Raw genomic sequence first — 25,069 nt, 5'->3', positions numbered from 1 at the left:
TTTGTAGTGTTTAAAAATGAGGTCTGTATGCCTCAATCGTGCGGCATTTTACACAAATGCCATGGGAAAAACCTCAAAATTTTTTAAAAATACGATTAGTTACGAATAAATTTTGCGCGATACTGAGATGGGGATAAGCCCGTATTTTTCTTAAATAATCGAGTAAATGAACTTAAGTCCTCGTAGCCCACATCATTAATAAGTTTCTCTAACGGAACACGTGTCGTTTCAAGCACTTTGCGTGCTTGTTCTAGCCGAATACTTTGCAGGTAATGTAAAGGCGTTATTGCACAAGCTTGTTTAAAACGTCGTATCAAGGTGCGCTCAGTCATATTAAATAGCTCAGCAACTGCTTTATTCGTTAGCCGCAGATGCAAATGACTTTCCAAGTAATCTTGTATTGCCAAAATGTCTTTATCTTGGTGAAACTTGTGCTGTCTGCTACTTGCATAAACGGTTTGGTTTGGGCGTGAAAAATCTAGCACGTGCGACTTTGCAATGTCGCTCGCCACTTGGTAGCCACAATACCTTTCGATAAGTAATATCGCTAGGTCAATCCATGCCATTCCGCCCCCTGCGCAAAAAATTGCGTCTTGCTCTGTCACCATTTTATCCGATTGTAAATCGACATGGGGGTAATGCTGGCGAAACTTATCGGCATAGCCCCAATGGGTTGTGGCCACCTTTCCATCCAGTAACCCCGTCTCTGCCAGCAGAAAGTTTCCGGTACAGTTTGCCGCGATATCTGCGCCATTTTTTTGAAGTCGCCTGATGTGTACGTGCAAACCTTGGTTGTCGCGAAGCACGCCATCAATGTCACCGCCTATGGTGGGAATAAGCAAAATATGTGTATGAGACACATCTTCAATGGCAATGTGTGGCGTAAGCGATAGTTGATTAGAGCACGTGAACGGCCGACCATGGGCACTCGCCAGTTGCACTTTAAATTGAGGGTGGGTGGGTTGTTGATGAATACGTTGCCAGCTAATTCCAGCAAATGCGAATACATCAAGTGCACCGGTGATAGCAGAAGCAAGCGCGTGCTCAAAGCCTAAGACCGTGACTATAAAGGGTTCTTTATTCATAAAAATAATTAATTTTATAAGCTACTATCAATTTCTGTGATTGTTGGCGGTAATGACCATAATTGTGTCATTAATGACAATGATGGCACACTAACGTTTATGACACAATGTGTTAACAATCTAATCGTGGAGTGTCTAATGGCCGATCAACTTATTCCCCGTAAAGAAATGTACTTTCAATTATACGAAGTACTGAATACTCAACAATTATGTGAGAAATCCCGTTTCGACGAGCACAATGTCGAAACCTTTAATGCCGTTATTGATATGGCTGAAAAAATGGCAGAAGAGCTATTTTTACCGCATAACGCAATTGCTGATAAAAATGAGCCGACATTCGATGGTAAAAAAGTAACCATGATTGATGACGTCAAACGTGCGTTTGATACGTATCGAGAGTCTGGTTTCATCGCAGGGCATTTTGATTACGAAGATGGTGGTATGCAGCTGCCTGTCACAATAATGAATGCCTGTGCAGGGTATTTTCTAGCGGCTAACCCATCGTCTACTGCTTATCCATTTCTTACTGCTGCGGCAGCGAATGTCATCAAACATTTTGGCTCAGATGAAATAAAAGCATCTTTCCTGCCAAAAATGTTAACGGGCGACTTTACTGGCACCATGGCGTTAACCGAGCCTCATGCAGGATCTTCATTGGCTGATATTAGAACCTCTGCAAGACCTGCCGACGATGGCAGTTACCGTCTTAAAGGCAGCAAAATTTACATCTCGGGCGGCGAACACGAATTATCAGATAATATCGTACATTTAGTCTTGGCTAAAATTCCCGGCGGGCCTGCTGGCGTGAAAGGTATCTCATTGTTTGCCGTGCCTAAATATCGACTTGATGGGTCAGGTAACCCGGACAAACGTAATGATGTAACGCTGGCAGGACTAATTCATAAAATGGGTTATCGCGGTACAACGTCGACTGCTCTTACGTTCGGTGAAAACGATGACTGTCATGGTTACCTTATCGGCGAGGCGCACCAAGGCTTACGCTATATGTTTATGATGATGAACGAAGCTCGTATTGGCGTGGGTTACGGCGCAGCCATGATTGGTTATAGGGGTTATCGTTACTCGCTTGATTATGCGAAAGATCGTACTCAAGGCCGCGCAGCGCCAAACTTAGCGCCTGACGATGAGCCAACGCCTATTATTAATCACGGTGACGTACGTCGTATGTTGCTGGCGCAAAAAGCGTATTGCGAAGGTGGGATGTCATTATGTCTATACGGCAGTACGCTAATAGATGAGATGACCACTGAAGAAGATAGCGATAAACGGACTGAGCTGTCTCAACTTCTCGATTTATTAACACCTGTATTTAAAGCATGGCCTTCTGAGTTTGGTCCAAAAGCTAATGATTTAGCCATTCAGATATTAGGTGGGGCAGGTTACACCCGCGAGTATCCAGTCGAACAATGTTGGCGAGATAACCGTTTAAACCCAATTCATGAGGGGACCAACGGTATTCAAGCGTTGGACTTGCTAGGACGCAAGCTCTGGCAACACGAAGGCAAAGGCTTGAATGTGCTATTGAAGCGTGTAACACATGATATGACGAGCGCGACGACGCCACGTGCACAAGCGCTAGCGGGATCGTTAAAACCCTATCTAGATAAGCTAGGTGCATTGATTCAACAAGCTGGTGCAGACTTACGTTCAGATAAACAATCGATACTGCTGACTAACGCCAGTTGTTTCTTAAATGTGTTTTCTGCCTGCGTAGTCAGTTGGATTTGGTTACGCCAGGCTAATGTGGCTGAAAAAGCGTTATTAGATGGCGCGAGCGGTGAAAACGCAGACTTTTATGAAGGCAAAATGTCAGCAGCTGAATACTTCCTCAATTGGGAGCTTCCTCTTGTATCTCGTGATATCGAGGTGCTCACCAATCGCGATGCAACGTGTGAAAACGTTAACGCAAACTATTTCTAAGGAAAGGTAATGGAATATAAACAGTGGCAATTGACTACCCGTCCTGTTGGCGAGCCTACACGACAAAACTTCACCTACGCGACCGTAAGTTTACCGCAGGTCAAAACCGGTGAGATTGCAGTAAAAATTAAGTATATATCGCTCGATCCTGCTATGCGTGGTTGGATGAACGATGGTAAGTCTTATATTGAGCCGGTTCAGCTAGGCGATGTTATGCGAGCGGGTACGGTTGGCGAAGTCATTGCATCAGAGTCTGATGATTTCAGTGTTGGCGACCATGTTTATGGTCACTTCGGTGTACAAGAATATGCCGTGGTGAGTACCAAAGGTGTTCACAAGGTCTCTCCAGACTTAGCCCCACTAGAGCGTTATTTAGGCGTGCTGGGAATGCCGGGTATGACCGCCTATTTTGGCCTGTTAAAAACCGGTTTACCTAAAGAAGGTGAAACCGTTGTGGTATCAGGTGCAGCCGGTGCGGTCGGCACGGTCGTTGGGCAAATTGCGAAGATCAAAGGCTGCAGAGTCGTAGGGATCGCAGGTGGTAAAGATAAGTGCGATTACTTGACCGAAGAACTCGGTTTTGACGCTGCGGTTGATTATAAGAGCGATAATTTTAGAAAAGACCTGAAGACCGCGTGTTCTAATGGTATCGATGTTTATTTTGATAATGTGGGTGGCGATATTCTCGACGAGGTGCTCACCAAAATAAATCTTAGGGCGCGCATTGTCATTTGTGGTGCTATCAGCCAATACAACAATACCACGCCGGTAAAAGGGCCGTCGAATTACCTATCATTACTGGTTAATCGCGCGCGTATGGAAGGCATCGTTGTTTTTGACAACGTAGCTGAATATCCGTTGGCGGCGAAAGAAATGGCAACGTGGATTGCTCAAGGCACATTAAAGGCAAAAGAGCATGTAGTAGAAGGGCTTGATACGTTTCCTGAAACACTGCTTATGCTTTTCAAAGGTGAAAACTTTGGAAAATTGGTATTAAAAGTGGAGCACAGTGAATGAATGTTGCAAATGTAGAAGGTAAACATATTTTAATTACCGGCGGTGGTTCAGGTATTGGCGCGGCGTCGGCAAAACTACTTTGCGCGCGCGGTGCGTTAGTAGGTATTGCTGATTTGAACATTGATAATGCGTCAGCACTTGCTGAACAACTCAATGGTGAAGGTGGGAAAGCCTATGCGGTTGCCGTTGATGTGACACAACCAGAACAAGTCAGCGCGATGTTTGAAAGCGCGTTTGCACAAAACGACAAAATCGATGTCATTATCAATAATGCAGGTATTGATCATTTTCCTGCACCGTTGACTGAAGTCGATGATGCAATGTTTATGAAAAATATTCAGGTCAACTTGGCCGGTGTATGGTACTGCATGAAAAATGCGCTTAGGCATATGACGGCGACAGGTGGCGGGCATATTATAAATATCGCGTCGGTTGCAGGTTTGCGTTCAGCGCCGATGATTAGTGCATACAGTGCCTCTAAACATGGTGTAATTGGCCTCACAAAATCGGCAGCCGTTGAGTACGCACGCGCTAACATCCGTATTAATGCGGTATGTCCAAGCTTTGTAGACACGCCCATGGTACAAGGTGTGCTTTCAAAGCTTGACGAGCGAGGTAAGAAAGGTTTGGTGGGCGCTAATCCCATGAAGCGTCTTGGTAAACCAGAAGAGATTGCTAACGCTATTGCATGGTTATGTAGCGATGAATCGTCATTTATGACAGGCCAATCTGTGGTCTTAGATGGTGGTATGTTGGCGTAAATATTCCTACAACACAGGGAGAAATATAATGAAAGATTTATTCGATTTAACAGGTAAAGTTGCTTTAGTAACAGGTGCTAGTCGAGGTATAGGTGAGTCTATCGCGCGATTATTAGCGCAGTACGGTGCACACGTGATTGTGTCTAGCCGAAAGATTGATGGTTGTGAAGCGGTTGCATCATCTATTCGCGATGCGGGTGGTAAAGCGACAGCGTTAGCTTGTCACGTGGGAGAGATGGAACAAATTACTGCGGCGTTCGACGCCATTAAACGTGATTTTGGTAAGCTTGATATTCTAGTAAATAACGCGGCAGCAAACCCCTATTTTGGTCATATTCTTGATACCGATCTCGGTGCCTACAATAAAACCGTTGACGTTAACATTCGTGGTTATTTTTTCATGTCTATCGAGGCGGGAAAAATGATGAAGGAGCAGGGTGGCGGCGTGATCTTAAACACCGCATCTGTGAATGGTGTTACACCTGGCGATATGCAAGGGATTTACTCTATAACTAAAGCAGCGGTTATTAGTATGACCAAGTCGTTTGCTAAAGAGTGTGGTAAATTGAATATTCGTGTTAACGCGTTATTGCCTGGACTGACCGACACTAAGTTCGCATCTGCATTGACGACCAATGAACAGATCCTTAAACACGCGCTTAAAGTTATCCCATTGGGTCGCGTCGCCGATCCCGATGAAATGGCGGGTACCGTATTGTACTTAGTTTCAGATGCCTCAAGCTACACGACCGGCACGACAGTGGTAGTCGATGGTGGTATGCTAGCGTAAAAATTTACGCGAGATATTATTATGCATATATGGGTAGATGCTGATGCATGCCCTGGCGTAATTAAAGAAATTCTTTTTAAGGCAGCCCGTCGAACCGGGCTGCCTTTATCTTTAGTCGCCAACCACTCTATGACAATCCCACCAGATAAAAACATTACGTTAACGTTAGTGCCCTCAGGTTTTGACGCGGCAGATGATTACATTGTTGAAAAATGTGATGCAGGCGATCTGGTTATCACATCTGATATTCCGCTTGCCTCAGACATTCTTGCCAAAAATGCGATGGCAATGAATACCAGAGGGGACGAGTTCGATAAGTCATCAATACGCGCAGCGCTGACTATGCGAGACTTTATGGATACTATGCGCTCAAGCGGAGAGCATACGGGGGGGCCTAAAGCATTCTCTCAACGTGATAAGCAAAATTTTGCGAATGCATTAGACAGATTAATCACTGCCGGCACTCGTTAGATTGGTAGGGGTAATTGAATAAAAAAGGCGACATTACTGTCGCCTTTTTTTATTTTTTATAGTGTCTTAAAGAACCGATACTAACGCTTTTGCTAACGTCTCTACGTTTTCTTGGTTAATGCCAGCAATGTTTACACGGCTAGAGTCAACAAAGTATACGCTGTGTTTTGCTCGTACTTCACGTACTTGCTCTGGCGTAATACAAAGGAAAGAGAACATGCCTTTTTGGTCGTTTACAAAACTAAAATCTTTAGGCGACCCATTATCATGCAAATTCTGAACAAGCATGGCACGTAATGCCTTCATGCGGTTGCGCATGGTATCAACTTCGTTTACCCATTCTTGATTCAGCGCATTGTCTGACAAGATAATGTCAACTAATGCACCGCCGTAACTTGGTGGCATTGAATAGATACCACGAGCAACAGACTGAATTTGTGCCTGTGCAATATTACGTGTATTGGTGTTTTCGGTAACGATGGCTGCCAACCCTACACGCTCTCTGTATAAACCGAAGTTTTTAGAGCATGAAGCAGCAATGATGACTTCAGGTAGGTTCTCAACTAATAAACGCAATCCATAAGCATCTTCATCTAGACCTTCACCAAACCCTAAATACGCTACGTCAATGAAAGGTAAGAATTCGCGTTCTTTTGCTACAGCGAGGACTTCATCCCATTGTGCATTGGTTAAGTCAGCACCGGTTGGGTTGTGGCAGCAACCGTGTAGTAGTACTACATCACCTTTTTTCACTTTACGAAGTGTGTCCATCATGGCGTCAAAACGGATGCTTGCCGTTGCTTTATCGAAATACGGATAGGTTTCGATATTCAAACCCGCCGAGCCAATCAGGGGAATATGGTTAGCCCATGTAGGATCACTTACCCATACTGTCGCATCTTTATTACAACGTACTAAAAGTTCAGACAAAATACGTAAAGCGCCGCAACCACCCGGCGCTTGCACAGCGGCCACACGGTTAGCAAGTAACGTCTGGCTACTCTTGCCTAATAGTAGACTAAGCATACCGTCGATAAACCCTTGATTACCCTGAGGGGTAATATACGTTTTGCTAGTTTCTTTCTCTAGAAGCACATGTTGCGCTTTCGCCACGCTGGTAAGAATAGGGGTATTACCGTTTTCGTCTTTGTAAACACCGACGCCTAAGTCAATTTTTGCAGGGTTAGCGTCTTCGCGATAGGCAGCAGACAAGCCAAGAATTGGATCTGGATCTAGATGGGGTAATACTTCAAACACGATATGTCCTCACAGTACGATGCAAAAAAAAGCAGGGTCGCATTATGCCACTGATGGTAGAAAAAACGACCCCTAATAAGGTTAAAATGTGCCAAAAAACACAATTAATTTAAAAAATTGAAATACTCGTCCTACTTACATGTGTAGAGAAAAGTGAAATGATTGGGTGCTTATGGTTTTACCTCGCGTATCAAACGTTCGTTCTTCCCAATAGAGCATGTTGTTAGCATCAACGGTAACAACAGTTGATGTGCGTGTACCGTAGGTTGGCATCACAATAAAAATAGAAGATAACGCGCGTTCCCATTCAAGTGGTACGCCGGTAGTGGGCAACACGTCATCGGTCGCTTTTTCCTGATTTCTAAGTAACTCAAACAATGCTTCGTTGTCGATGGTGTCCGCCTGACAGACGTAATCACTCAGTGCTGTAATACCTCGGGACACTTTGGGCCATGGTGTCTGAATGTCTGCATTAGAGAGCCCATATACTCCCTTGTTTATGTTGTCGATGCGGTCTGAATGATTATTATAAACTGCTAAATTGTTAATGGTGCCAAAGACAAGATTATAGCCATTGTATCGATGGCGAGAAGACGAAAGCGTATGCGCATAGCCCGTATTATTTGTCGTATTGTTAGTGAGCCATTCCTTCACAACACCACCGCGGGAGAGGGCATCGGCAACCGTTGTCTCTGGCGCGCGAATGTTCGTTAATGCTGCTATCTTTCCGTTACGCGTAACGCCCATCCACGTGCCTAATGCTTCTAAATCTATGCCGCCGAGGACATCAGGATGACTTTTCCAAAATGCAGAAGGTGCGGTAGGTCTAGCATGAAATTCATCCCTATTAGCCGCCATAATGAAAGGGATATCTTGGCGTTGTTTATTAGCAATAAAAAGAATGCACATATGATTCCATGTTGAACATTTAGGAGCCCTTACTATAGCGTTTTCAAGTATGATTTACGGATATTTTTCCACGTTAAGCGCTTAATACATGTCTTTCTTATTGTAATTAAAATGTTAATGGTGGTGCAGTCTATCGATTTTTAATATGCTTACAGGAATAAAGAAGTAAGAGTTAATGCATGCAAAAGCGTATTTATGATGTAAACATTGGTGCAAGGGTACCGAAGAAATGGCCGACGTGGCTGAATCGTTTTGGGTGTTTTATGCTTGATAGGCGCGGGTGGCGAGTGAGTGGAGACTTTATTAATGAAAATAAAGCGATACTTGCGGTGGCGCCTCACACCTCTAATTGGGATTTTTTTATTGGATTGATGGTCGTATTTTCCTTTCGTTTAAATATAAACTTTTTTGGTAAACACACGATTTTCGTTCCCCCGCTAGGCTATATTATCCGTCGTCTTGGCGGAATTCCAATTAAACGCAGCAAAGCACATGGCGTGGTTAATACAATCAAAGAGCAAATTAAATCGTCGCCGCACCTTTTGCTAGCGCTAGCGCCTGAGGGCACGCGAAGCCCTATTTATCCGTGGAAAACGGGGTTTATGCATATTGCCAAAGAAGCCGGCGTCCCGGTACAACTTATAGGGCTAGATTACGACACGAAGACCATTGTACTAGGCCCTGTTATTCAGAAAGTCGATAATATAGAAGAACAAATGCAAACTATTTATGCATTTTATGCTAACGTTTCAGCTAAATACCCAGCAAAATGTATAACTAACAGAAAATAGCAGCATGCCTTGTGCGGTGCTATTGATCGCTAACGTATTGGAGTTTATTCGTGGCAAAACAGGGATTTACAACCCGTCAGGTGCACGCAGATCGTAGATTGAATACGCCTGAGCATGGTGGGGTGCATAGCAGCACCTCGAATTCAGTATTATTCGAGTTTAAAGATGCTCAGGGTATTATTGATGCGTTTCAAGGTAAAAAAGCAGCGCATGTCTATTCTAGGTCTTCTTCACCTTCTGTAACCGCCCTGCAAAATATGTTGAATGAACTAGAAGGCGGAGTTGGCGCACTCTGTTTTTCAACAGGTATGGCAGCCATTAGCAGCACGTTTTTTTCACTATTAAAAAGCGGCGACCACCTTATAGTAAGCCAGTATTTGTTTGGCAATACGCGAAGCTTCTTTGAAACATTAATGGAATATGGTGTTCATATTACCTTTGCTGATGTTACTGATGTCCACAATGTTAAAGCGGCATATCAACCCAATACGAAGGGGGTTTATACAGAAACCATTGCGAACCCAGTGACACAAGTTGCTGATTTGCACGCGCTTGGTCAGTACTGCAAAGAAAAGAACCTTGTGTTTATGGTAGATAACACCATGACGCCTCCACCGTTGTTTTATGCCAAAGCGGTTGGCGCAAGCTTAGTATTCTGTTCACTAACCAAGTATATCGCGGGGCACGGTAATGTACTCGGTGGCGCAGTTGTCGACACGGGCATATATGATTGGACAACCTACGACAATATTAAGCCTGGCTATCGTGTAGCCGACACCACGCAGTGGGGATTAACTCAAATCAAAAAGAAAGGGTTGCGAGATTTAGGCGCTACATTAGCCCCTCAGTCTGCGTCTGATATTGCCTTAGGTATGGAAACGTTAGCATTGCGATTGACGAGGAGTTGCCAAAATGCTCTTAAATTAGCTACATTTCTAGACAATCATCCTCAGGTAAAACACGTGTTTTATCCAGGGCTTGCAAACCACCCTCAACACTTTATGGCACGCGAGCAACTAAACCGCGGCTATGGTGCAATACTCAGTTTTGATTTGATTGATGAACGCGACCCAGTAGAATTTCTCAATCGATTGTCGCTAGTGATATGCGCGACGCACTTAGGTGATAATCGGACATTAGCGTTGCCCGTTGCCTCAACGATCTATTTTGAAAATAGTGCCGAAGAAAGAGAAAGTATGGGTATTTCTGAGACTACTATCAGGATATCCGTCGGTATTGAAGACACTGACGATCTTATTGCAGATTTTGCCAATGGTTTACATGAGCAGGCGGGTTAATAGGCGCAGCGTTACGACGGTATTATATTGAAAATAGAAAAGGCCCTCATGATTGAGGGCCTTTTTTGTATCTAGATGACGTTGTTAAAAAACGCCATTAGCTATTACGTTATTGTAGCGTTTCTGTGATCACACTATCAATAACATGAATAACACCATTAGATGTATTAACGTCAGTTGTGGTTACGATAGCGCCTTGCACCATTAAGGCTGTTTGCGGTAGTTCGACGTTCGACCACACATCATTTACGCCGTCACCATTATTGTCACCAGCCGCCGTGTCATTCGCATAAAAATAAAGTGGACGACCTTGAAACGCAGCTTGCATCGCGCCATCGGTTCTCTCGATGGTAGTTAAACCGGGCACGCCAGACGCCGTACCGTCAGTGACCACAACCGGCATCCATGTAGTCGCACACGCATCATTACAGTTACTGCCTGCACTGCCTAAATCGTTATCAAAGGTATACAGTGTAAAACCTGTGTTGTCAGTAGCATTGCCACCAACAAGTCTGCCTGTTGCTGTATCATACGTTACTTCAGTCGCATCGGTATTTTCACCCAAAGTGAAATTCACAATATCAATCGCAACATCTTCACCAGATACGGTATCAACAGCTGTGCCATTGGCCGAAAAGGCGGTTACTGCGTTTATCGCTGCACCTGAGACAACGTGTTGAAGCAGTACTTGAGACAGTGCGTCTGTGTCAGCCAATAAACCCGCTAGCGCGGTATCTTCAATTTTATCAAATGCTGCATTGGTAGGCGCAAATACCGTGAACGTTGCGTCTGTGTCTGCCAAGGTATCAACTAAATCTGCTTCGGTTAATGCCGCAACTAATGTAGAGAAATCTTCATTGGCTACCGCGTAGTCCACAATAGTTTGCGATGTTGCATCAACGGATGCGGGTGGCAATATCACCTGGTCAACAACATGGATAACCCCGTTGTCAGCCATGATATCAGCCGACGATACCCGTGATGTGTTTACATATAAATCTGAACCCGATAACGATAATGCGACATCTTGTCCATTAGCGGTTTCAACTAAACTTTCATTTGACTGAGCAATAGCAACGGCGCCGTCTTGCAGTACGGTTGCCCCTGCAATAACATGGTAGGTAAGCACTTCAGTCAGTGCGTCAGCATCGTTGGCAAGCGCAGTAAGTACGCTATCGTCAATAGCATCAAAGGCCGCATTCGTTGGCGCAAATACCGTAAATTCGTTTGTTGTGTCATCTAACGTCGTGTCTAAACCTGTCGACTGGAGCAAGCTTACTAGCGTTGAGAAGTTGTCATTACTTGCTGCAATATCAACAATCGTATTGGGTGGTGTAGGCAGGTCAACATCACCTACGATAACCATATCAATGACATGAATAATGCCATTGCTCGTTTGGATGTCCGATACCACAACGTTGGCTCCGCCAACAGTTAGCGTGTCAGTATCAGTGTTAATGGCAACAGGAATCATCGCGCCTGATGCCGTGGTCACATCGGTACCATTCAATGAGAATGCGGTGACAGAATCTACGGCCGCCTCTGGAACTACATGCTGAAGTAATACTGCACTTAAAGCGTCGGCATCAGCAAGTAATGCATCTAATGTGTCGCCATCAATCATGTCGAACGCTGCGTTTGTAGGAGCAAACACGGTAAATGTCGCGTCGGGATCGCTTAACGTATCAACAAGATTTGCTTCTGTCAGTGCCGCTACCAGTGTTGAGAACTGTTCGTCACCCGCAGCCACTTCTGCAATCGTAGCGTCTGATGCATCGGTAGGGGCAGGCGGCATGAGTACAGCATCGATAACGTGTATGATACCGTTATCTGTTTGTATATCCGCCATAGTCACCGTTGACGTGTTAATCAATAAATCATCGCCAGATAACGAAAGCGCAATTGATGCACCGTTAACTGTCTCAGCAGTCGTTCCAGCTAGGCTGATGGCTGTCTCTGCATTCACTTCGGTAGAGAGCACGTGGTAAGTAAGAATATCAGACAGCGCATCGGTGTCTTGCAGCAATGCATCTATGGTTTCTTGTCCTAACAATGCAAATGCATCATCAGTTGGCGCGAATACGGTAAATGTTGCGTCTTCGTTATCAAGCGTCGTCACAAGGTCAGCAGCTTCAAGTGCAGCCACTAAGGTAGTGAAATTACCATCAGCAATGGCAACATCAACAATAGTTGTCGCTTCTGGTGGCGGCGTTGGTGTTGGGGCGGGGGTATCATCATCGCTTTCCAACCAGCAACCAGAGAGAAGTAGTGGCGCGCTAATGAGTGCAGCCTTAAGCTTTAGAGTCATGATAATTTTCCTTTTATTAACAAATAATTCATAACCCTTTACGCCGCGCTTAAAACTAAAGTTTAATAAAATAGCTTTCATTAACACAGTTTAATCTAAGCTCATGAACTCCTAAAACACAGCGCTAAACAATGCTTATATTCTACAAAATAGAATGGTTTCCTCAATATTTACTGATTTTGTTTCAAATATATGGCTGATAATATTTATCTTATACTTTACTAGGAGAGACAAATGACATCAGTATTAGCAATATTTTCAAGCCTAAATGGCGAGCAAGGTAATTCTTCAAAGCTTGCCCGCGCCTATTTAACTGCGAAGCAAAAAAGCAAAGCTATTGATCTTAAAGAGGTGGATTCATCTGTTACTGATTTACCACATTTATCTAGTGAAGAAATGAATGCATGGATGACAGAGCCCCAAGCGCGTTCCGAGGAACAAATCGCCCTGGCGGCTTTGTCGGATGAAGCCGTAGCTGCCGTTTCAAGCGTGGATGAAATTGTGATTGCAGTGCCTATGTATAACTTTGGAATACCGTCATCACTGAAAGCATATTTTGATAGATTAGCCCGCGCAGGGGTGACCTTTAAGTATACCGAGAATGGACCAGTTGGTTTGCTTCAAGGCAAACGAGCAACCATTTTTGCAGCGCGTGGTGGAGTTTACCAAGGAACCGAATTCGATACTCAAAGCGCCTACATAAAGCACTTTTTGAATTTTATAGGGATAGTTGATGTCGAGTTTGTTTATGCGGAAGGGTTGGCCATGGGCGAGGAAAAGGCGTCTGAAAGCTTTTCTTTAGCTAACGAAAAAATTATTGAACTTACTCGTTAACTCGGTGACTAACTCTATGTGTTTAGCAGCGCGGCAGAATGTAACGTGATGCTAATAGTGTGTTCCAAGTTGAGTGTGCTTGTTTACCCCGCGTACAGTGTACGCGGGGTTTTTTTATGTCTAGCAATTATTTCGCAACCATATCTTCAAGTGCTGCAATGAACTTAGGGTCGTCAGGCGTGGTTGAACTTGGGTAGTGAATGACTGTCGTGCCATCTGCATTTACCAAATACTTGTTAAAATTCCAAGACGGTGACTTCCCCGTTGCTGTTTGAAGCATCTTATACATGGGGTCAGCATCTTCACCTGTAACAGATGTTGGTTCAAACATTGGGAATTTGACCCCGTACGTTAACTCACACAACTCCGCGGTCTTTCCTTCATCATTTGCTTCTTGATTAAAATCATGTGAGGGAAAGCCTAACACAACAAAGTCTTTGTCTCTGTAGTCTCGGTAAAGGGCTTCAAGCCCCTCGAATTGTGGCGTGAAACCACAGTAGCTTGCTGTGTTTACGATGAGAAGCGTTTTCCCTGCGTAGGCGCTACACATGTTAACGGTCTCTTGAGAATTCAATTTCCTTTTCATGAATTTCAATACCGAAGGGCATTCGTTCGCGATTGCAGATTGACTCAATAATATTGCCACCGCACTTAAAAGCAGAATTTTCTTCATTGTGATGTTTCTCATGTAGTTATGTCATGTATATATACGTACAAAATAGCCATAAAGTTGCGTTTGTTAACCAAAGGTAACCGATGAATGTTGATGTTTTGGGTACACTGTTGGGTATAATGACCCGGTACTAAAATTAAAAATGAATAAAAACATGACTAAAATTTCAACGCTTTTACTTGCTGCCAGTATCTCTGCAGCGTTAGCCGGTTGCGCATCGACAACTGACAACACACTTGATGAAACGACGCCCATTACAACGCCATCAGCAACATTAACGACATCAGCAAGCGTTAACCCACAGGTTAACGTTGTAGCTTCAGATAATGTGATCACGTTAAAACAAATAATGTCTGATCCTCAGTGGCTCGGTAGGCAGCCTACCCAAATGGGATGGTCAATTGATGGCCGCGCTATCGTTTTTGAAAGAGAAAAACCGGATAGTGACCTTTACGATGTATATGCTGCAAGCATTGATGCACCAGCATCAGCAGAGAAAGTGGCCTTGGGCGAGTTACATCATTACCGTTTTGATGAGCGCGTTGTACGTGATGATGGCGTGGTGGCATTTCGCTTCGAAGACAGTGTTTTTGTTCAATTTACTGACGGTAACACCGTACAGCTAACACGAGGTGGAGCTCGACTTTCTTCGCTTTCTTTCATGACAGATGGCCGTTTAATGGCGGTTAGCGCAGACCGTTTTATTGCTATTAACTTGGAAACGGGACAGCGCGAAGAGTTATTAACGTGGAAGTTCGCTGATAAGCCAAGTGCGGTTGACGAACCGAAAGATTATATTGCCGGTGAACAACAAACGTTAATAGAGTACATCAAAAAAATTCGAGAGACACGACAAGCGCGAGACGAGCTAAAACAGCAAATCGCTTTAGAAAATCAAGCGGTTGCGCCCGGTGCGTTTTACTTTGATAAAGCACATCGATTAGCGGGTATTAGTGTTTCTCCAAATGGACATTTTGCGGTTGCGGCGACCACCGAACGCAAGCCGTTCAGAGATGATAACGATATCATGCCTCACTATATACAAGAAGATAGCCGAATCGCGAGTAAGTCGGTTAGGCGTCGCGTTGCCGATGCTGAAGCAGTCAACCATGACATATGGTTGCTTAATTTGAAAACAGGCGAGAAATCAGCCCTGAATTATTTTAGTCTCCCTGGCTACAACGATGATGTACTCGCCGAGGTGAAAAAAGAAAATGCGCAGGCTAAAGGTGAAACGTACGAAGTAAATCGCCTTCCTCGCCCCATTACCTTGCAACAGAGTTGGAATTGGCAGAGACCCTCTATCCGCTGGCATAAAAACGGAAACGCAGTAGCAGTAATGCTTGAAGCATGGGATAACAAAGATCGTTGGATTGCTACTGTTGATCTTGATAATAAGCGTTTAGTGAATCAACATCGTTTACACGATGATGCATGGGTTAACTACCGTTTTAATACTTTCGGTTGGTTCAGTAATACCGAAACACTTTATTTCCAGTCTGAACACAGTGGATACGCCCACGTTTACAAGCAAACACCTGGAAGTGAAGCGGTAGCGCTAACTAAAGGACAATACATCGTCGACGAGTTAACACTGTCGTCTGATGACACTTACGTCTATTTCAAAGCGAATATTGAACACCCAGGTATTTATGAAATTTACCGAGTGAATACGCAAACCAGTGAGATTGAAAGCCTAACAGATCTAAACGGTATTACCGATTACGCACTCAACCCATCTGAAAATACGCTATTGCTTAGTCACAATAAAGTGAATCGCCCCAGCGAATTATATATCAAGAACGTTAGTGATACGGGCGCGGCAACACAGATTACAAACACGGTTAGCGATGCCTTTACAGCGATGCCATGGGCAATACCACAAATCGTTGAAATTCCGTCTTCACATACCGACGTCCCTATTTATGCGCGTGTTTATCTGCCTGACAACTTCGATGCGAAGAAGAATAAAGCCGTCGTGTTTAACCATGGAGCTGGGTACTTACAAAACGCGCACATGGGTTGGTCGGGTTACTTCAGAGAATATATGTTTCATAGCATGCTAGTGCAACAGGGATATGTTGTATTGGATATGGACTATCGTGCCTCAGCGGGCTATGGGCGCGATTGGCGTACTGCAATTTATCGCCAAATGGGGACGCCAGAGGTACAAGATTTACGTGATGGCGTAAATTGGCTGGTAAATAATGCTAACGTAGACAGGGATCGGATAGGCACATACGGAGGATCGTACGGTGGCTTCTTAACATTTATGTCCATGTTTACTGCACCTGATTTGTTTGCTGCGGGCGCGGCACTGCGTCCGGTGACAGACTGGGCACACTACAACACTGGTTACACTTCGAACATTCTCAATACGCCTGAGGTCGATCCCATTGCTTATGAGCGTAGTTCACCCATTTACTTCGCCGAAGGCCTTGAAAAACCTATGTTAATCAATGCCCCTATGGTCGATGATAATGTGTTTTTTCTTGATACCGTTCGCCTCGTTCAGCGTTTGATAGAGCTTGAGAAGGAAAACTTCGAGACCGCTATTTATCCTGTTGAGCCTCATGGTTTCGTACAGCCTAGCTCATGGTTGGATGAATACAGACGTATCTACAAGTTATTTGAACAGAATTTGTAAAAATACCTCGCGTATCATTGAATGAGAAATGCCGGTCAGTACTGCTGACCGGCATTTTATATTATGGTCGTTGAATTTGGCATTCTAGTAATGCTTCTGGCGAGTCGCAGCTTCCATGTCGTCAGTGTGTGCAATCTGTAGTATAAGCACAGCGCAATGGCCGGAGGATTTATTGTTGTGAGCATTGTCAGTCGTCTGCATCATATCTTCCTTTACGTCATACAATAGCCGAAAAGAACGATTAAGGCTGTGGAGTTTTTCGTTGCGAAAATAACGCGATTATCTTTTTCATTCTTGCCCTGTTTGCGCCAAGGTCTGAGTAGCCAATACGAGAAGCAGATCTAAAGTCAATTCTCGTTGATGTAGCATCATCAGTTGACAGTAAAAATTCAACATCATCGACAAACCCAAGTAATGCCGTTTCAAACTCAACCCTTATGTAGTCGTTACTCTGTTCACGTATAGTAGTGCGAGGAAGCGTTGTGATTACATCGATCAATTGCTTTTTTGCTACTGTGGGCGGCACGTCAAGCCTTATTGGGCGTAGCGCCTCCTCACTGGTGTTGCCAGATGCCACACAATTTGGCGTACTTGGGCAGGGAAGCAGCATACCGTTCTTAACTCCAAGTGTTGGCGCTGTTGTCGTACAACCAGATAGCGCAACAACAAAGAGTAATAGATTCCTTTTTTTCATGATCCCTCGTTATTAATTTATTCATTATAGGTAGAACATTGCGTTTTTTAAGATTCTCAATTACTAACTTGCTGCGCAAGGTAGTACAATGCGCGGCTGTTCTCATTCTTCATTAATTGAGTGGTAAAGTGAAATTTTTTATTAACCTCATTCGTAACTTATTGGGTGCGATAATCGCGTTTTTTGATGTTATTACCCGTGGGCGCAAACTTAAGCGCACGCCTGAAAAACAAAAGCAGGTGGACGCAGAAAGTGAAAAACTTGCGTTGTATCAATTTTTTGGTTGCCCCTTTTGTATCAAAACTCGTCGTGCAATGTATAAATACAATCTACCCATCGAAAAGCGTAATGTTTCAGAGGGATCACCGCACAGAGCGGTATTACTTCAAAACGGCGGAAAGGTGCAGACTCCATGCCTCAGAATTGAAAGCAGTAATGGGGTTGAATGGTTATATGATTCCAGCGCTATCATAAACTACTTAGAAGGGCGTTTCGTAGACGCAAAATAGTCCTATTTGAATAGCGCTGTCATTCAGTACAGCGCTTTTGTGGTGCGTTAAACGTCATGCAAAACATTCTCGACACCAGTGATACGCTCTCACTCAGTTAGCTAATATTACACAGTTTCTTCCAGCATCTTTTGCGTGATATACGGCCTCATCGGCACGTTTAATTAACGTGTGCATATCGTTTTCACTTCCTAGCGCGGCAACACCAATACTGCAACTTACGTTAAAAGTATAGTCATCTGATAATGCTGAAACATTTTCCCTTATGCGCTCAGCAAGTTCTTTTGACTGTAAGCGGTCGGTTTGTGGCAACGTAATAAGAAACTCTTCTCCGCCGTAACGTCCCACAAAGTCTGTTTGACGGCAGGTATTCGAAATAGTGTCTGCTATTTTTACTAATACATCGTCACCTACTTGGTGGCCGTAGGTATCATTTACCTGCTTGAAATAATCGACGTCAAGCATCAGTATCGAACAAATTTGATCGTGACGTCGACAGCGTTTAATTTCGTTATCTAAATCGCGCAAAATTGCACGGCGATTGAGGATGGATGTGAGTGGATCGGTATTGGCTTGCTGATGAAGTTCTTTCGTTCGCGCTTCTATTTTTGCTTCTAGGGTAAGGTTTACTTCTCTCAGTGCTTCTTGCGCCTTCAACAACTCTTTATTTCTTTGCTCTAACAACGCTGAACTAGGAAGTGCAATAATCGTTGGTGTTAATTTCCACAACACTACGGCGGTAGTTATTGATACAAGTCCAGTAATAAGTTTTGCGGCACCCTCGATAAAGTAATAACCATGCCATATATTTACCAGTCCAAGTGAATGAGTAATACCACAAAAACCAATAAACCCAGCAAAGAGTAAAAATAGTCTATCAAATTTTAGATCGTCACGTTTACGCACGATATGAATCAACGCCACAGGGATCAATGCATAGGAAAGCGCGGTGAGTGCATCGCCGGTGACATGTAAGAACAGTAAATCCCAACGCCATAACAAGCAGTGCCCGTGGGGCATAAAGCTGCCGTTGAAGACAATTTCGAGCACTAGATTCTCCTTAAAACTGAATACCGCGTTGTAAACCATTACTACGTGCTAGCTGCACACGCGTTACTCGTGCGTACCCTTTCACCAGAGGTAATACCTCTCATATAAAGCGTAGCCTATCTCTCTATTTCGTAAAGGTGTAGGCTGGAATAATAGTAGATATTTCGTAAAGAAGCTCTAGATAAAAATGCTTTCCCCTCAGCGTGTTATTTAAAATAAGCCGAGAGGAGATAGGGTATTGCTACAAGGATGAGAATTTTACAAGTGGCGCATGTATCGCCTAAGACGAGCAACTATAATGCGATACGCCTCCAGCACCGAAATAGGATGATGGGCGTAAGCGATAATAGACGTCAGTATTCGCATCAGATTGTTCTTCATAGGGTTTTGATAGCATGTCTTGTAACGCTTCAATTCGTGTGAATTCCCCATTTTCAGCCTCTTGGTAAGCGGGCACAATGTGCCATTCTCGCCACGTGAATTTAGGGTTAACTTGGCTCATATGCTGTGAAGCATGCGAGGCGTTATTATCATTTTTAATCGCTTTAAACCAGGCGTTTAGCCAATCGTTCCATTGTTGCGAAAGTTCTTCTTTTGCGGGTGAGTAAAAGCTCATGGCGACGGCGCTGACGTCGGGTATATCACGTTTTTCTGGCAAAGCAGAAAGCGCTCGGAAGAAAATAGTATAGTCAACGCCCGTGCGTATCATCAGTTGAAGTACTTGCACTAGCAGGACGTTATCGTATTGCGCAAGCCCTAACTTCGATGCCCACATGCGTTCCATTTTATCGCTCATTACCGCTGAAAATGTATCATTCACTTCAAAAACGGCATTACGCTCTAATGGGCTGTCAGCAAGCAGAGGCTCAAGGGCTCGACAGAACATAGTAAAATTCTTTTCGGCCGCGACAGGTTGATTTAGGAAAGAAAAGTGTCGTCCCCCGCCAGTCCAAGGTTGATAATCGACTTCAAACAGTTCACAAAAACCAAATGGACCATAGTCGAGCGTGTATCCTCCAGCAGCACAATTGTCACTGTTAAAGTTTCCTTGACAGTAACCAACACGCACCCAATGCGCCACCAATGTGGTCAAGCGCTCTCTAAATGCAATAGCCAAGTCAACAAGCTGCGCCTCAAACGACTTAGTGTTATCGACCTCGCCGGCGTACTCTCGGTCAATGAGGTGCTTTACCAATTGTTTAAGCTCTTGAACGGCTGTTGGATGTTCATTACATCTTGCTCTACGTCCAAAGAGTTCTAGTTGTCCTACACGAATGAACGAGGGCGCTACGCGAGTCGATATTGCGACTGCGTTTTCAACCATCACCTCTGGATTATGTGAGGTTGACCCTTCTAAATACCAAGGGCGGTCGACGGTGTCGGACGCAGATACAAACAAGCTCAACGAACGAGAGGTAGGTATACCTAATGCGTGCATATGCTCTTGTACCAAAAACTCTCGAACACTTGAGCGAAGTACTGCACGTCCGTCAGCACCACGACAATAAGGCGTGCGACCAGCCCCTTTGAGTTGCATTTCCCAACGCTTTCCATTTAACACCGCTTCTACTATTGAAAGCGCTCGTCCATCACCGTATCCATTACCGTTACCAAAAGGACATTGCTGAGTGTATTCGGTACCGTATATGGAGAGAGCATAGCCGGTGGCCCACCCATAAGGTTTCATTGCAGAAGGAAGGTTGCTCATATCTCCCGAAAATAAACATTTAAATTCGTCAGTACGCGCTAATTCATCGCTAAAGCCCAGTTCTTCAAAAAAGGGTTTACTGTGACTGACATAGATTGGATGATTAAGCGGTGTCGGGGTTACTGGCACATAATGGCCTGACGTTACCTGCCTTGGGTTATGTTCATCCCCATCAGGGTGTGACACAGGATTGGGTACAAGAGTATCTAATAACGAATAATCAACATGTGTGGCCAGATCGCTGATTGTGTTTATCGTATGTTGAGTGTTGTTGTCATTCTTGTTGAACATAGAGGCATCTTGGTTAACGTAATGAATGGTGAACAGTGTACTACATTCTAAAGCGCTGAATGATTACTTGCGCGATGACAACCACATCAATAAAAAGAGCAGTAAACCGCTGATGGCACCAAAAAAGTGTGCGTCGACCGCGACTCTGGCATTAATAAGTGCAGCCACTTCAGGGCTACTTCCAGATACCTGCTCGTAGGCTACTTTGATTGCAACGCCGATAAGCAGCAGCCAACCAGAACGCATGTTTGCACGGAGATCCATACAAGCTCCCCATACGAAAATACCATGAAGTGCCCCAGACAACCCCGCATACCAAATTAATTCGGTTGAAAGAAAATAGAGCCCGACACTGGTGCCTACACTGCACCACACAAACACCTTTATGAAACGACCTACACGATAATGTTCGCCATGTAATGCCCATAATAATGCCAAACCAGCTAAATTCAGAAGCAAATGATACCCGTTAGTATGAACGAGGTTTCCGGTTAATAACCGCCAGGTATCTAGGCCTTGAATGGCATATCGGTCGTAGGCAAGCCACTGGCTAGATGTTGGTTCGCAGTAATAGGCCGCTATTGAGATAAGCGCGAGTATAAGTGGGCCAAACGAATACTTAGGGGAAAACGGCAGTGACATTATCATTGAATATTATTGTAGTAATTGAACTCTGCTAGATATGATACAGAAAATAACCCTAAGGGTGAAAATTGTATTCGATGTCTTTGCGAATACATACCTACACTACAAGTCGAAAGAGGTACGAGCATGGAACATATCAAAACACACATCGCCGATGGTGTATTACATATCGTCTTAAATAGGCCTGATAAGAAAAACGCATTAACCCGTTCGATGTACCAAATGATGGCCGATGCCATTGTTGACGCAAACGACAATAACGCCATCCGTGTTATTAGATTTAGTGGGGAGGGCGACTGTTTCACCGCGGGTAACGATATAAGCGATTTCGCAAACCGTGAAGAAGGGCAGCATGTGCCTGAAACCGCTGCCTTTATGCGAGCACTGACCGATTGTAAACGTCCTGTAGTTGCTCAGGTACATGGTCTAGCGGTCGGTATTGGCACTACATTACTTCTGCATTGCGACTTTGTCTATGCGGAACCGAACGCAAAATTTGTTTTGCCGTTCATTAATTTAGGGCTTGTACCAGAATATGCATCCAGCTATTTATTACCGAAGATAGCGGGGCATATTAAAGCCAGCGCGTGGCTTATGTTAGGTGAACCAATTACTGCGCAAGAGGCCCATGATTTTGGTATGCTTACGGCGATTGTTTCAAGTGATACTTTAGCCGCTACAGTCGATGAAGTGTGTGCTAAGCTCACAGCTAAACCTGCGTTTGCGCTATTGCACACCAAAGCGCTATTGAAGAGCGAAAATGAAAAAATACATCAAGTTATGAACGAAGAATTTGATATTTTTCTAGATGCGATGAATTCTACTGCCGCGCAAGAAGCTTTTGATGCGTTTTTAAATAAGCGCCCAATTAACCCTGAGAAATTTAAGTAAGAGGAATTTCCATTTGTCACAACGTTCTTGGTTAACTGCATCTTTTCTTTCTTTTACACTTTTGGCTTGTGCTAGTCCTTTTGCGGCCTTTTCCAAAGAGCCCCGTGAGGTTGGGGAACCAGAAGCAGCAACAGGATACAGCGAGAAAAAAGCGTTTGAAGCCAAAGAGTATATGGTCGTTGCTGCAAACCCCTACGCGTCATGGGCTGGCAAGCAAATCATCGAAAAGGGAGGTAGCGCTATCGACGCTGCAGTAGCAGTGCAAAGTATGCTTTCTCTTGTCGAACCCCAATCGTCTGGTATAGGCGGTGGAGCGTTTATTTTATACTGGGATAATGTGAATAAGGTTTTACATACATTCGACGGTCGAGAAATGGCGCCCGCAGCCGTGAATGCCCACTGGTTTATTGAAGGCAATAAACCAATGCGCTGGATAGATGCTGTAGTCGGCGGAAAGTCGGTTGGTGTGCCTGGCGCCATTGCGGCGTTAGAGCAAGCACATTCAGAGTTTGGTACGCTGCCGTGGAGTGAATTATTCGACGATACTATCGACACAGCTTCTAACGGATTTCGAGTGTCTCCTCGTCTAGCAAAGCTGGTGGCGTTAGACTATCACCCCGGTTTGAAAACATTTCCGACAAGCTCAACGTATTTCTATCCTGCAGGCTTACCACTTAAAGAAGGGACAGTTAAGAAAAATAAGCCGTTAGTTAAAACCTTGAAAGGTATTGCAGAAAAAGGCAGCGATTATCTTTTGAAAGGCGAGTTGGCAGAAAAAATTGTTAAGGCCGTTAATTCCGCGTCAATTAATCCAGGCCAATTGTCTATGGATGATTTAGCCAACTATAAACCAATTAAGCGAGAGCCGGTTTGTGGCACATATCGTAGCCAGCAGATCTGTGGAATGGCTCCACCAAGCTCTGGTGGAATCAATGTTTTTCAAATATTGAAGATGCTAGAAAATCACGATTTGTCTTCTTATGCTCCTGGTTCCGTTGAGTTCGCTAATCTCTATACGCAGGCCAGTGCCAAAGCGTACGCAGACAGAGAGAAATTTATCGCAGACAGTGATTTTACTAATTTGCAGTTTGCCGCCATGATAAATGCAGCTTATTTGAATCGCAGAGGTGAGGGAATTGAAGCAAATAAACCGTGGCGAAGAGCGCGCGCCGGAAACCCGTATGAAGGCGTAAACGTTGCAATGGGGCAGTCAATGGAGCTGCCCAACACGTCTCATGTTTCTATTGTAGATAAGCAAGGTAACGCTGTGTCGATGACTACCAGTATCGAATTTATGTTCGGCTCTGGACTTATGGTGGGCGGCTTTTTACTAAACAACCAACTCACTGATTTTTCATTCTTACCTACAAAAAACCGCTTTCCGGTCCCCAATCGTGTAGAGCCGGGCAAACGTCCGCGCAGCGCTATGAGCCCTACAATGGTGTTTGATGAGAAAGGTGAGTTAAGTATCGTCGTTGGCTCTCCTGGTGGTTCAAGAATAGTAAGCTACGTAGCGCAAACGCTTATCGGTATTATTGATTTTGATATGGATATTCAGCAAGCCATCAATATGCCTAAAATCACGAACAGAAACGATTACACGGCGCTTGAAAAGGGTACGCCTATCGCTAACTTAGAAGGCCCGCTTTCTGCGTTAGGCCATGATGTGAAGGTTGTAGACTTGAACAGTGGTCTGCATGGCATACAGTTTCGTGCTAAAAAACTCATTGGCGGTGCAGATCCTCGCCGAGAAGGAATTGCGGTAGGCCAGTAAGTCTGGCCTACTTAATTGATGAGTAAAAAAGGCGTGAAAATCACGCCTTTTTTATGTGCTTTATTAAGTACGCTATCCGGTAGGCGTTATTTTTATAAGTACTTGTCGGGGTGAATTTCTGACACTTTCCATTCCCCGTTTTCTTTTATTAATTCAACGCTTCTTAAGTCTTCGATTTTATCGCCATCGTACGTACCACTTAGGAAAACAGTAATTGATGCTGTTTCAGCAAACTCAGTACGTCCCACCCGAGCACCACTTTGCGGTGTAATAACAACCTCGTCATATTTAAGGGATAAAAGGTGACGTTGCACGTTACGATTGGTGTGATAGCGCTTCAATATTCGTTTTAGTTTTTCACTCGATAAACTAATTGCTACGTCTAAATTGTCATCTTCATACACGCTATGCAAAAAAGCGACGGTTGTGTATTCAGGGGTTTGTTCATCCAGCATACCATAGCGACCTAAGCCCTCTTGCTTCTCTTCACATCCCGATAGCGCCATCAAAACAAGAAAACCAGCCAATGTGGCAACGGCATTTTTTAACATTAAAACAACTCCATTCCTGTTGTGGTAATCATTAAGTAGATAGCTCAACTCAATGTTACCTTTTTTATTATAGTAGAGCGCTTTCTAAGGTCTAATTCCACGCGCTTTGGCGTTATACCAGTTGATGGGCTGTTAATCAAATAACGAAAAAAGCGAGGATTTCCCCTCGCTTTT

At 44.2% G+C, this 25,069-nt stretch carries 22 protein-coding genes; 12 read left to right on the top strand and 10 right to left on the bottom strand.

Annotation, left to right across the window (positions count from 1 at the left end; genetic code table 11):
* Window positions 1-95 precede the first annotated feature (95 nt).
* On the bottom strand, window positions 96-1,085 hold the full coding sequence (locus AC27EZ_RS14000; RefSeq protein WP_487135908.1) for a GlxA family transcriptional regulator: 990 nt from the start codon (window positions 1,083-1,085) through the stop codon (window positions 96-98).
* A gap of 138 nt (window positions 1,086-1,223) precedes the next feature.
* On the opposite strand from AC27EZ_RS14000, the gene AC27EZ_RS13995 reads away from it, so the two are divergent.
* Genes AC27EZ_RS13995 through AC27EZ_RS13975 form a run of 5 tightly spaced genes read left to right on the top strand, consistent with a single transcriptional unit; the run spans window position 1,224 to window position 6,065 of the window.
* A complete protein-coding gene (locus AC27EZ_RS13995) occupies window positions 1,224-3,026 on the top strand; it encodes an acyl-CoA dehydrogenase (protein ID WP_487135907.1) in 1,803 nt (600 codons plus the stop codon).
* A 9-nt stretch (window positions 3,027-3,035) separates the two neighbouring features.
* Window positions 3,036-4,043 carry an NADP-dependent oxidoreductase gene (locus tag AC27EZ_RS13990; protein WP_487135906.1) on the top strand — a complete coding sequence of 336 codons (1,008 nt, stop codon included), beginning with the start codon at window positions 3,036-3,038 and terminating at the stop codon, window positions 4,041-4,043.
* Window positions 4,040-4,804 (top strand): SDR family NAD(P)-dependent oxidoreductase, encoded by a 765-nt coding sequence (locus tag AC27EZ_RS13985; protein ID WP_487135905.1) that lies wholly within the window; start codon window positions 4,040-4,042, stop codon window positions 4,802-4,804. Before AC27EZ_RS13990 ends, AC27EZ_RS13985 begins: the two co-directional genes overlap by 4 nt.
* A gap of 28 nt (window positions 4,805-4,832) precedes the next feature.
* Entirely contained in the window at window positions 4,833-5,594 is a 762-nt protein-coding gene (locus AC27EZ_RS13980) for an SDR family oxidoreductase (RefSeq protein WP_487135904.1), read from the top strand.
* Between the two features lie 21 nt (window positions 5,595-5,615).
* Window positions 5,616-6,065 (top strand): YaiI/YqxD family protein, encoded by a 450-nt coding sequence (locus AC27EZ_RS13975; RefSeq protein ID WP_421134520.1) that lies wholly within the window; start codon window positions 5,616-5,618, stop codon window positions 6,063-6,065.
* A gap of 66 nt (window positions 6,066-6,131) precedes the next feature.
* Here the strand turns inward: AC27EZ_RS13975 and AC27EZ_RS13970 are convergent, their stop codons facing one another.
* Window positions 6,132-7,322: an amino acid aminotransferase gene (locus AC27EZ_RS13970; RefSeq protein ID WP_487135903.1), complete on the bottom strand. Its 1,191-nt coding sequence runs from the start codon at window positions 7,320-7,322 to the stop codon at window positions 6,132-6,134.
* A 135-nt stretch (window positions 7,323-7,457) separates the two neighbouring features.
* A complete protein-coding gene (locus AC27EZ_RS13965; RefSeq protein WP_487135902.1) occupies window positions 7,458-8,231 on the bottom strand; it encodes an NRDE family protein in 774 nt (257 codons plus the stop codon).
* A gap of 179 nt (window positions 8,232-8,410) precedes the next feature.
* Here AC27EZ_RS13965 and AC27EZ_RS13960 point away from each other — a divergent pair, with 179 nt between their 5' ends.
* Together AC27EZ_RS13960 and AC27EZ_RS13955 are read left to right on the top strand one after the other, a co-directional pair.
* Window positions 8,411-9,022, top strand: a complete 612-nt coding sequence (locus AC27EZ_RS13960) for a 1-acyl-sn-glycerol-3-phosphate acyltransferase (RefSeq protein ID WP_487135901.1) — start codon at window positions 8,411-8,413, stop codon at window positions 9,020-9,022.
* A gap of 50 nt (window positions 9,023-9,072) precedes the next feature.
* Entirely contained in the window at window positions 9,073-10,320 is a 1,248-nt protein-coding gene (locus tag AC27EZ_RS13955; protein ID WP_487135900.1) for a cystathionine gamma-synthase family protein, read from the top strand.
* A gap of 109 nt (window positions 10,321-10,429) precedes the next feature.
* On the opposite strand, the gene AC27EZ_RS13950 is transcribed toward AC27EZ_RS13955, so the two are convergent.
* Window positions 10,430-12,628 (bottom strand): fasciclin domain-containing protein, encoded by a 2,199-nt coding sequence (locus tag AC27EZ_RS13950; RefSeq protein ID WP_487135899.1) that lies wholly within the window; start codon window positions 12,626-12,628, stop codon window positions 10,430-10,432.
* 234 nt (window positions 12,629-12,862) lie between these two features.
* Between AC27EZ_RS13950 and AC27EZ_RS13945 the strand changes: the two genes are divergently transcribed.
* Entirely contained in the window at window positions 12,863-13,462 is a 600-nt protein-coding gene (locus tag AC27EZ_RS13945) for an FMN-dependent NADH-azoreductase (RefSeq protein WP_487135898.1), read from the top strand.
* 127 nt (window positions 13,463-13,589) lie between these two features.
* On the opposite strand, the gene AC27EZ_RS13940 is transcribed toward AC27EZ_RS13945, so the two are convergent.
* Window positions 13,590-14,135 (bottom strand): glutathione peroxidase, encoded by a 546-nt coding sequence (locus AC27EZ_RS13940; protein WP_487135897.1) that lies wholly within the window; start codon window positions 14,133-14,135, stop codon window positions 13,590-13,592.
* 154 nt (window positions 14,136-14,289) lie between these two features.
* Between AC27EZ_RS13940 and AC27EZ_RS13935 the strand changes: the two genes are divergently transcribed.
* Entirely contained in the window at window positions 14,290-16,782 is a 2,493-nt protein-coding gene (locus AC27EZ_RS13935) for a S9 family peptidase (RefSeq protein ID WP_487135896.1), read from the top strand.
* A 241-nt stretch (window positions 16,783-17,023) separates the two neighbouring features.
* Here AC27EZ_RS13935 and AC27EZ_RS13930 read toward each other — a convergent pair whose 3' ends face one another.
* Window positions 17,024-17,476, bottom strand: a complete 453-nt coding sequence (locus AC27EZ_RS13930) for a DUF1499 domain-containing protein (protein WP_487135895.1) — start codon at window positions 17,474-17,476, stop codon at window positions 17,024-17,026.
* A gap of 128 nt (window positions 17,477-17,604) precedes the next feature.
* Here AC27EZ_RS13930 and AC27EZ_RS13925 point away from each other — a divergent pair, with 128 nt between their 5' ends.
* Entirely contained in the window at window positions 17,605-17,985 is a 381-nt protein-coding gene (locus tag AC27EZ_RS13925) for a glutathione S-transferase N-terminal domain-containing protein (protein ID WP_487135894.1), read from the top strand.
* Window positions 17,986-18,078: 93 nt separating this feature from the next.
* Here AC27EZ_RS13925 and AC27EZ_RS13920 read toward each other — a convergent pair whose 3' ends face one another.
* From AC27EZ_RS13920 to rrtA, 3 genes are all read right to left on the bottom strand, one after another.
* Window positions 18,079-19,035, bottom strand: coding sequence for a GGDEF domain-containing protein (locus tag AC27EZ_RS13920; protein WP_487135893.1), 957 nt, complete (start codon window positions 19,033-19,035; stop codon window positions 18,079-18,081).
* Window positions 19,036-19,315: 280 nt separating this feature from the next.
* Window positions 19,316-21,034 carry a protein adenylyltransferase SelO family protein gene (locus AC27EZ_RS13915; protein ID WP_487135892.1) on the bottom strand — a complete coding sequence of 573 codons (1,719 nt, stop codon included), beginning with the start codon at window positions 21,032-21,034 and terminating at the stop codon, window positions 19,316-19,318.
* Window positions 21,035-21,097: 63 nt separating this feature from the next.
* Window positions 21,098-21,679 carry a rhombosortase gene (gene rrtA, locus AC27EZ_RS13910; protein ID WP_487135975.1) on the bottom strand — a complete coding sequence of 194 codons (582 nt, stop codon included), beginning with the start codon at window positions 21,677-21,679 and terminating at the stop codon, window positions 21,098-21,100.
* Window positions 21,680-21,805: 126 nt separating this feature from the next.
* On the opposite strand from rrtA, the gene AC27EZ_RS13905 reads away from it, so the two are divergent.
* Window positions 21,806-22,570 carry an enoyl-CoA hydratase gene (locus AC27EZ_RS13905; RefSeq protein WP_487135891.1) on the top strand — a complete coding sequence of 255 codons (765 nt, stop codon included), beginning with the start codon at window positions 21,806-21,808 and terminating at the stop codon, window positions 22,568-22,570.
* Window positions 22,571-22,631: 61 nt separating this feature from the next.
* Entirely contained in the window at window positions 22,632-24,344 is a 1,713-nt protein-coding gene (gene ggt, locus AC27EZ_RS13900) for a gamma-glutamyltransferase (RefSeq protein ID WP_487135974.1), read from the top strand.
* Between the two features lie 92 nt (window positions 24,345-24,436).
* Here the strand turns inward: ggt and AC27EZ_RS13895 are convergent, their stop codons facing one another.
* Window positions 24,437-24,895: a nuclear transport factor 2 family protein gene (locus tag AC27EZ_RS13895; RefSeq protein ID WP_487135890.1), complete on the bottom strand. Its 459-nt coding sequence runs from the start codon at window positions 24,893-24,895 to the stop codon at window positions 24,437-24,439.
* Window positions 24,896-25,069 lie beyond the last annotated feature (174 nt).

It is taken from the genome of Alteromonas sp. 4NH20-0056 (assembly GCF_057539655.1).
Note: the sequence above shows the minus strand (reverse complement) of the source record. Positions and strands in the feature narration are given on the sequence as shown.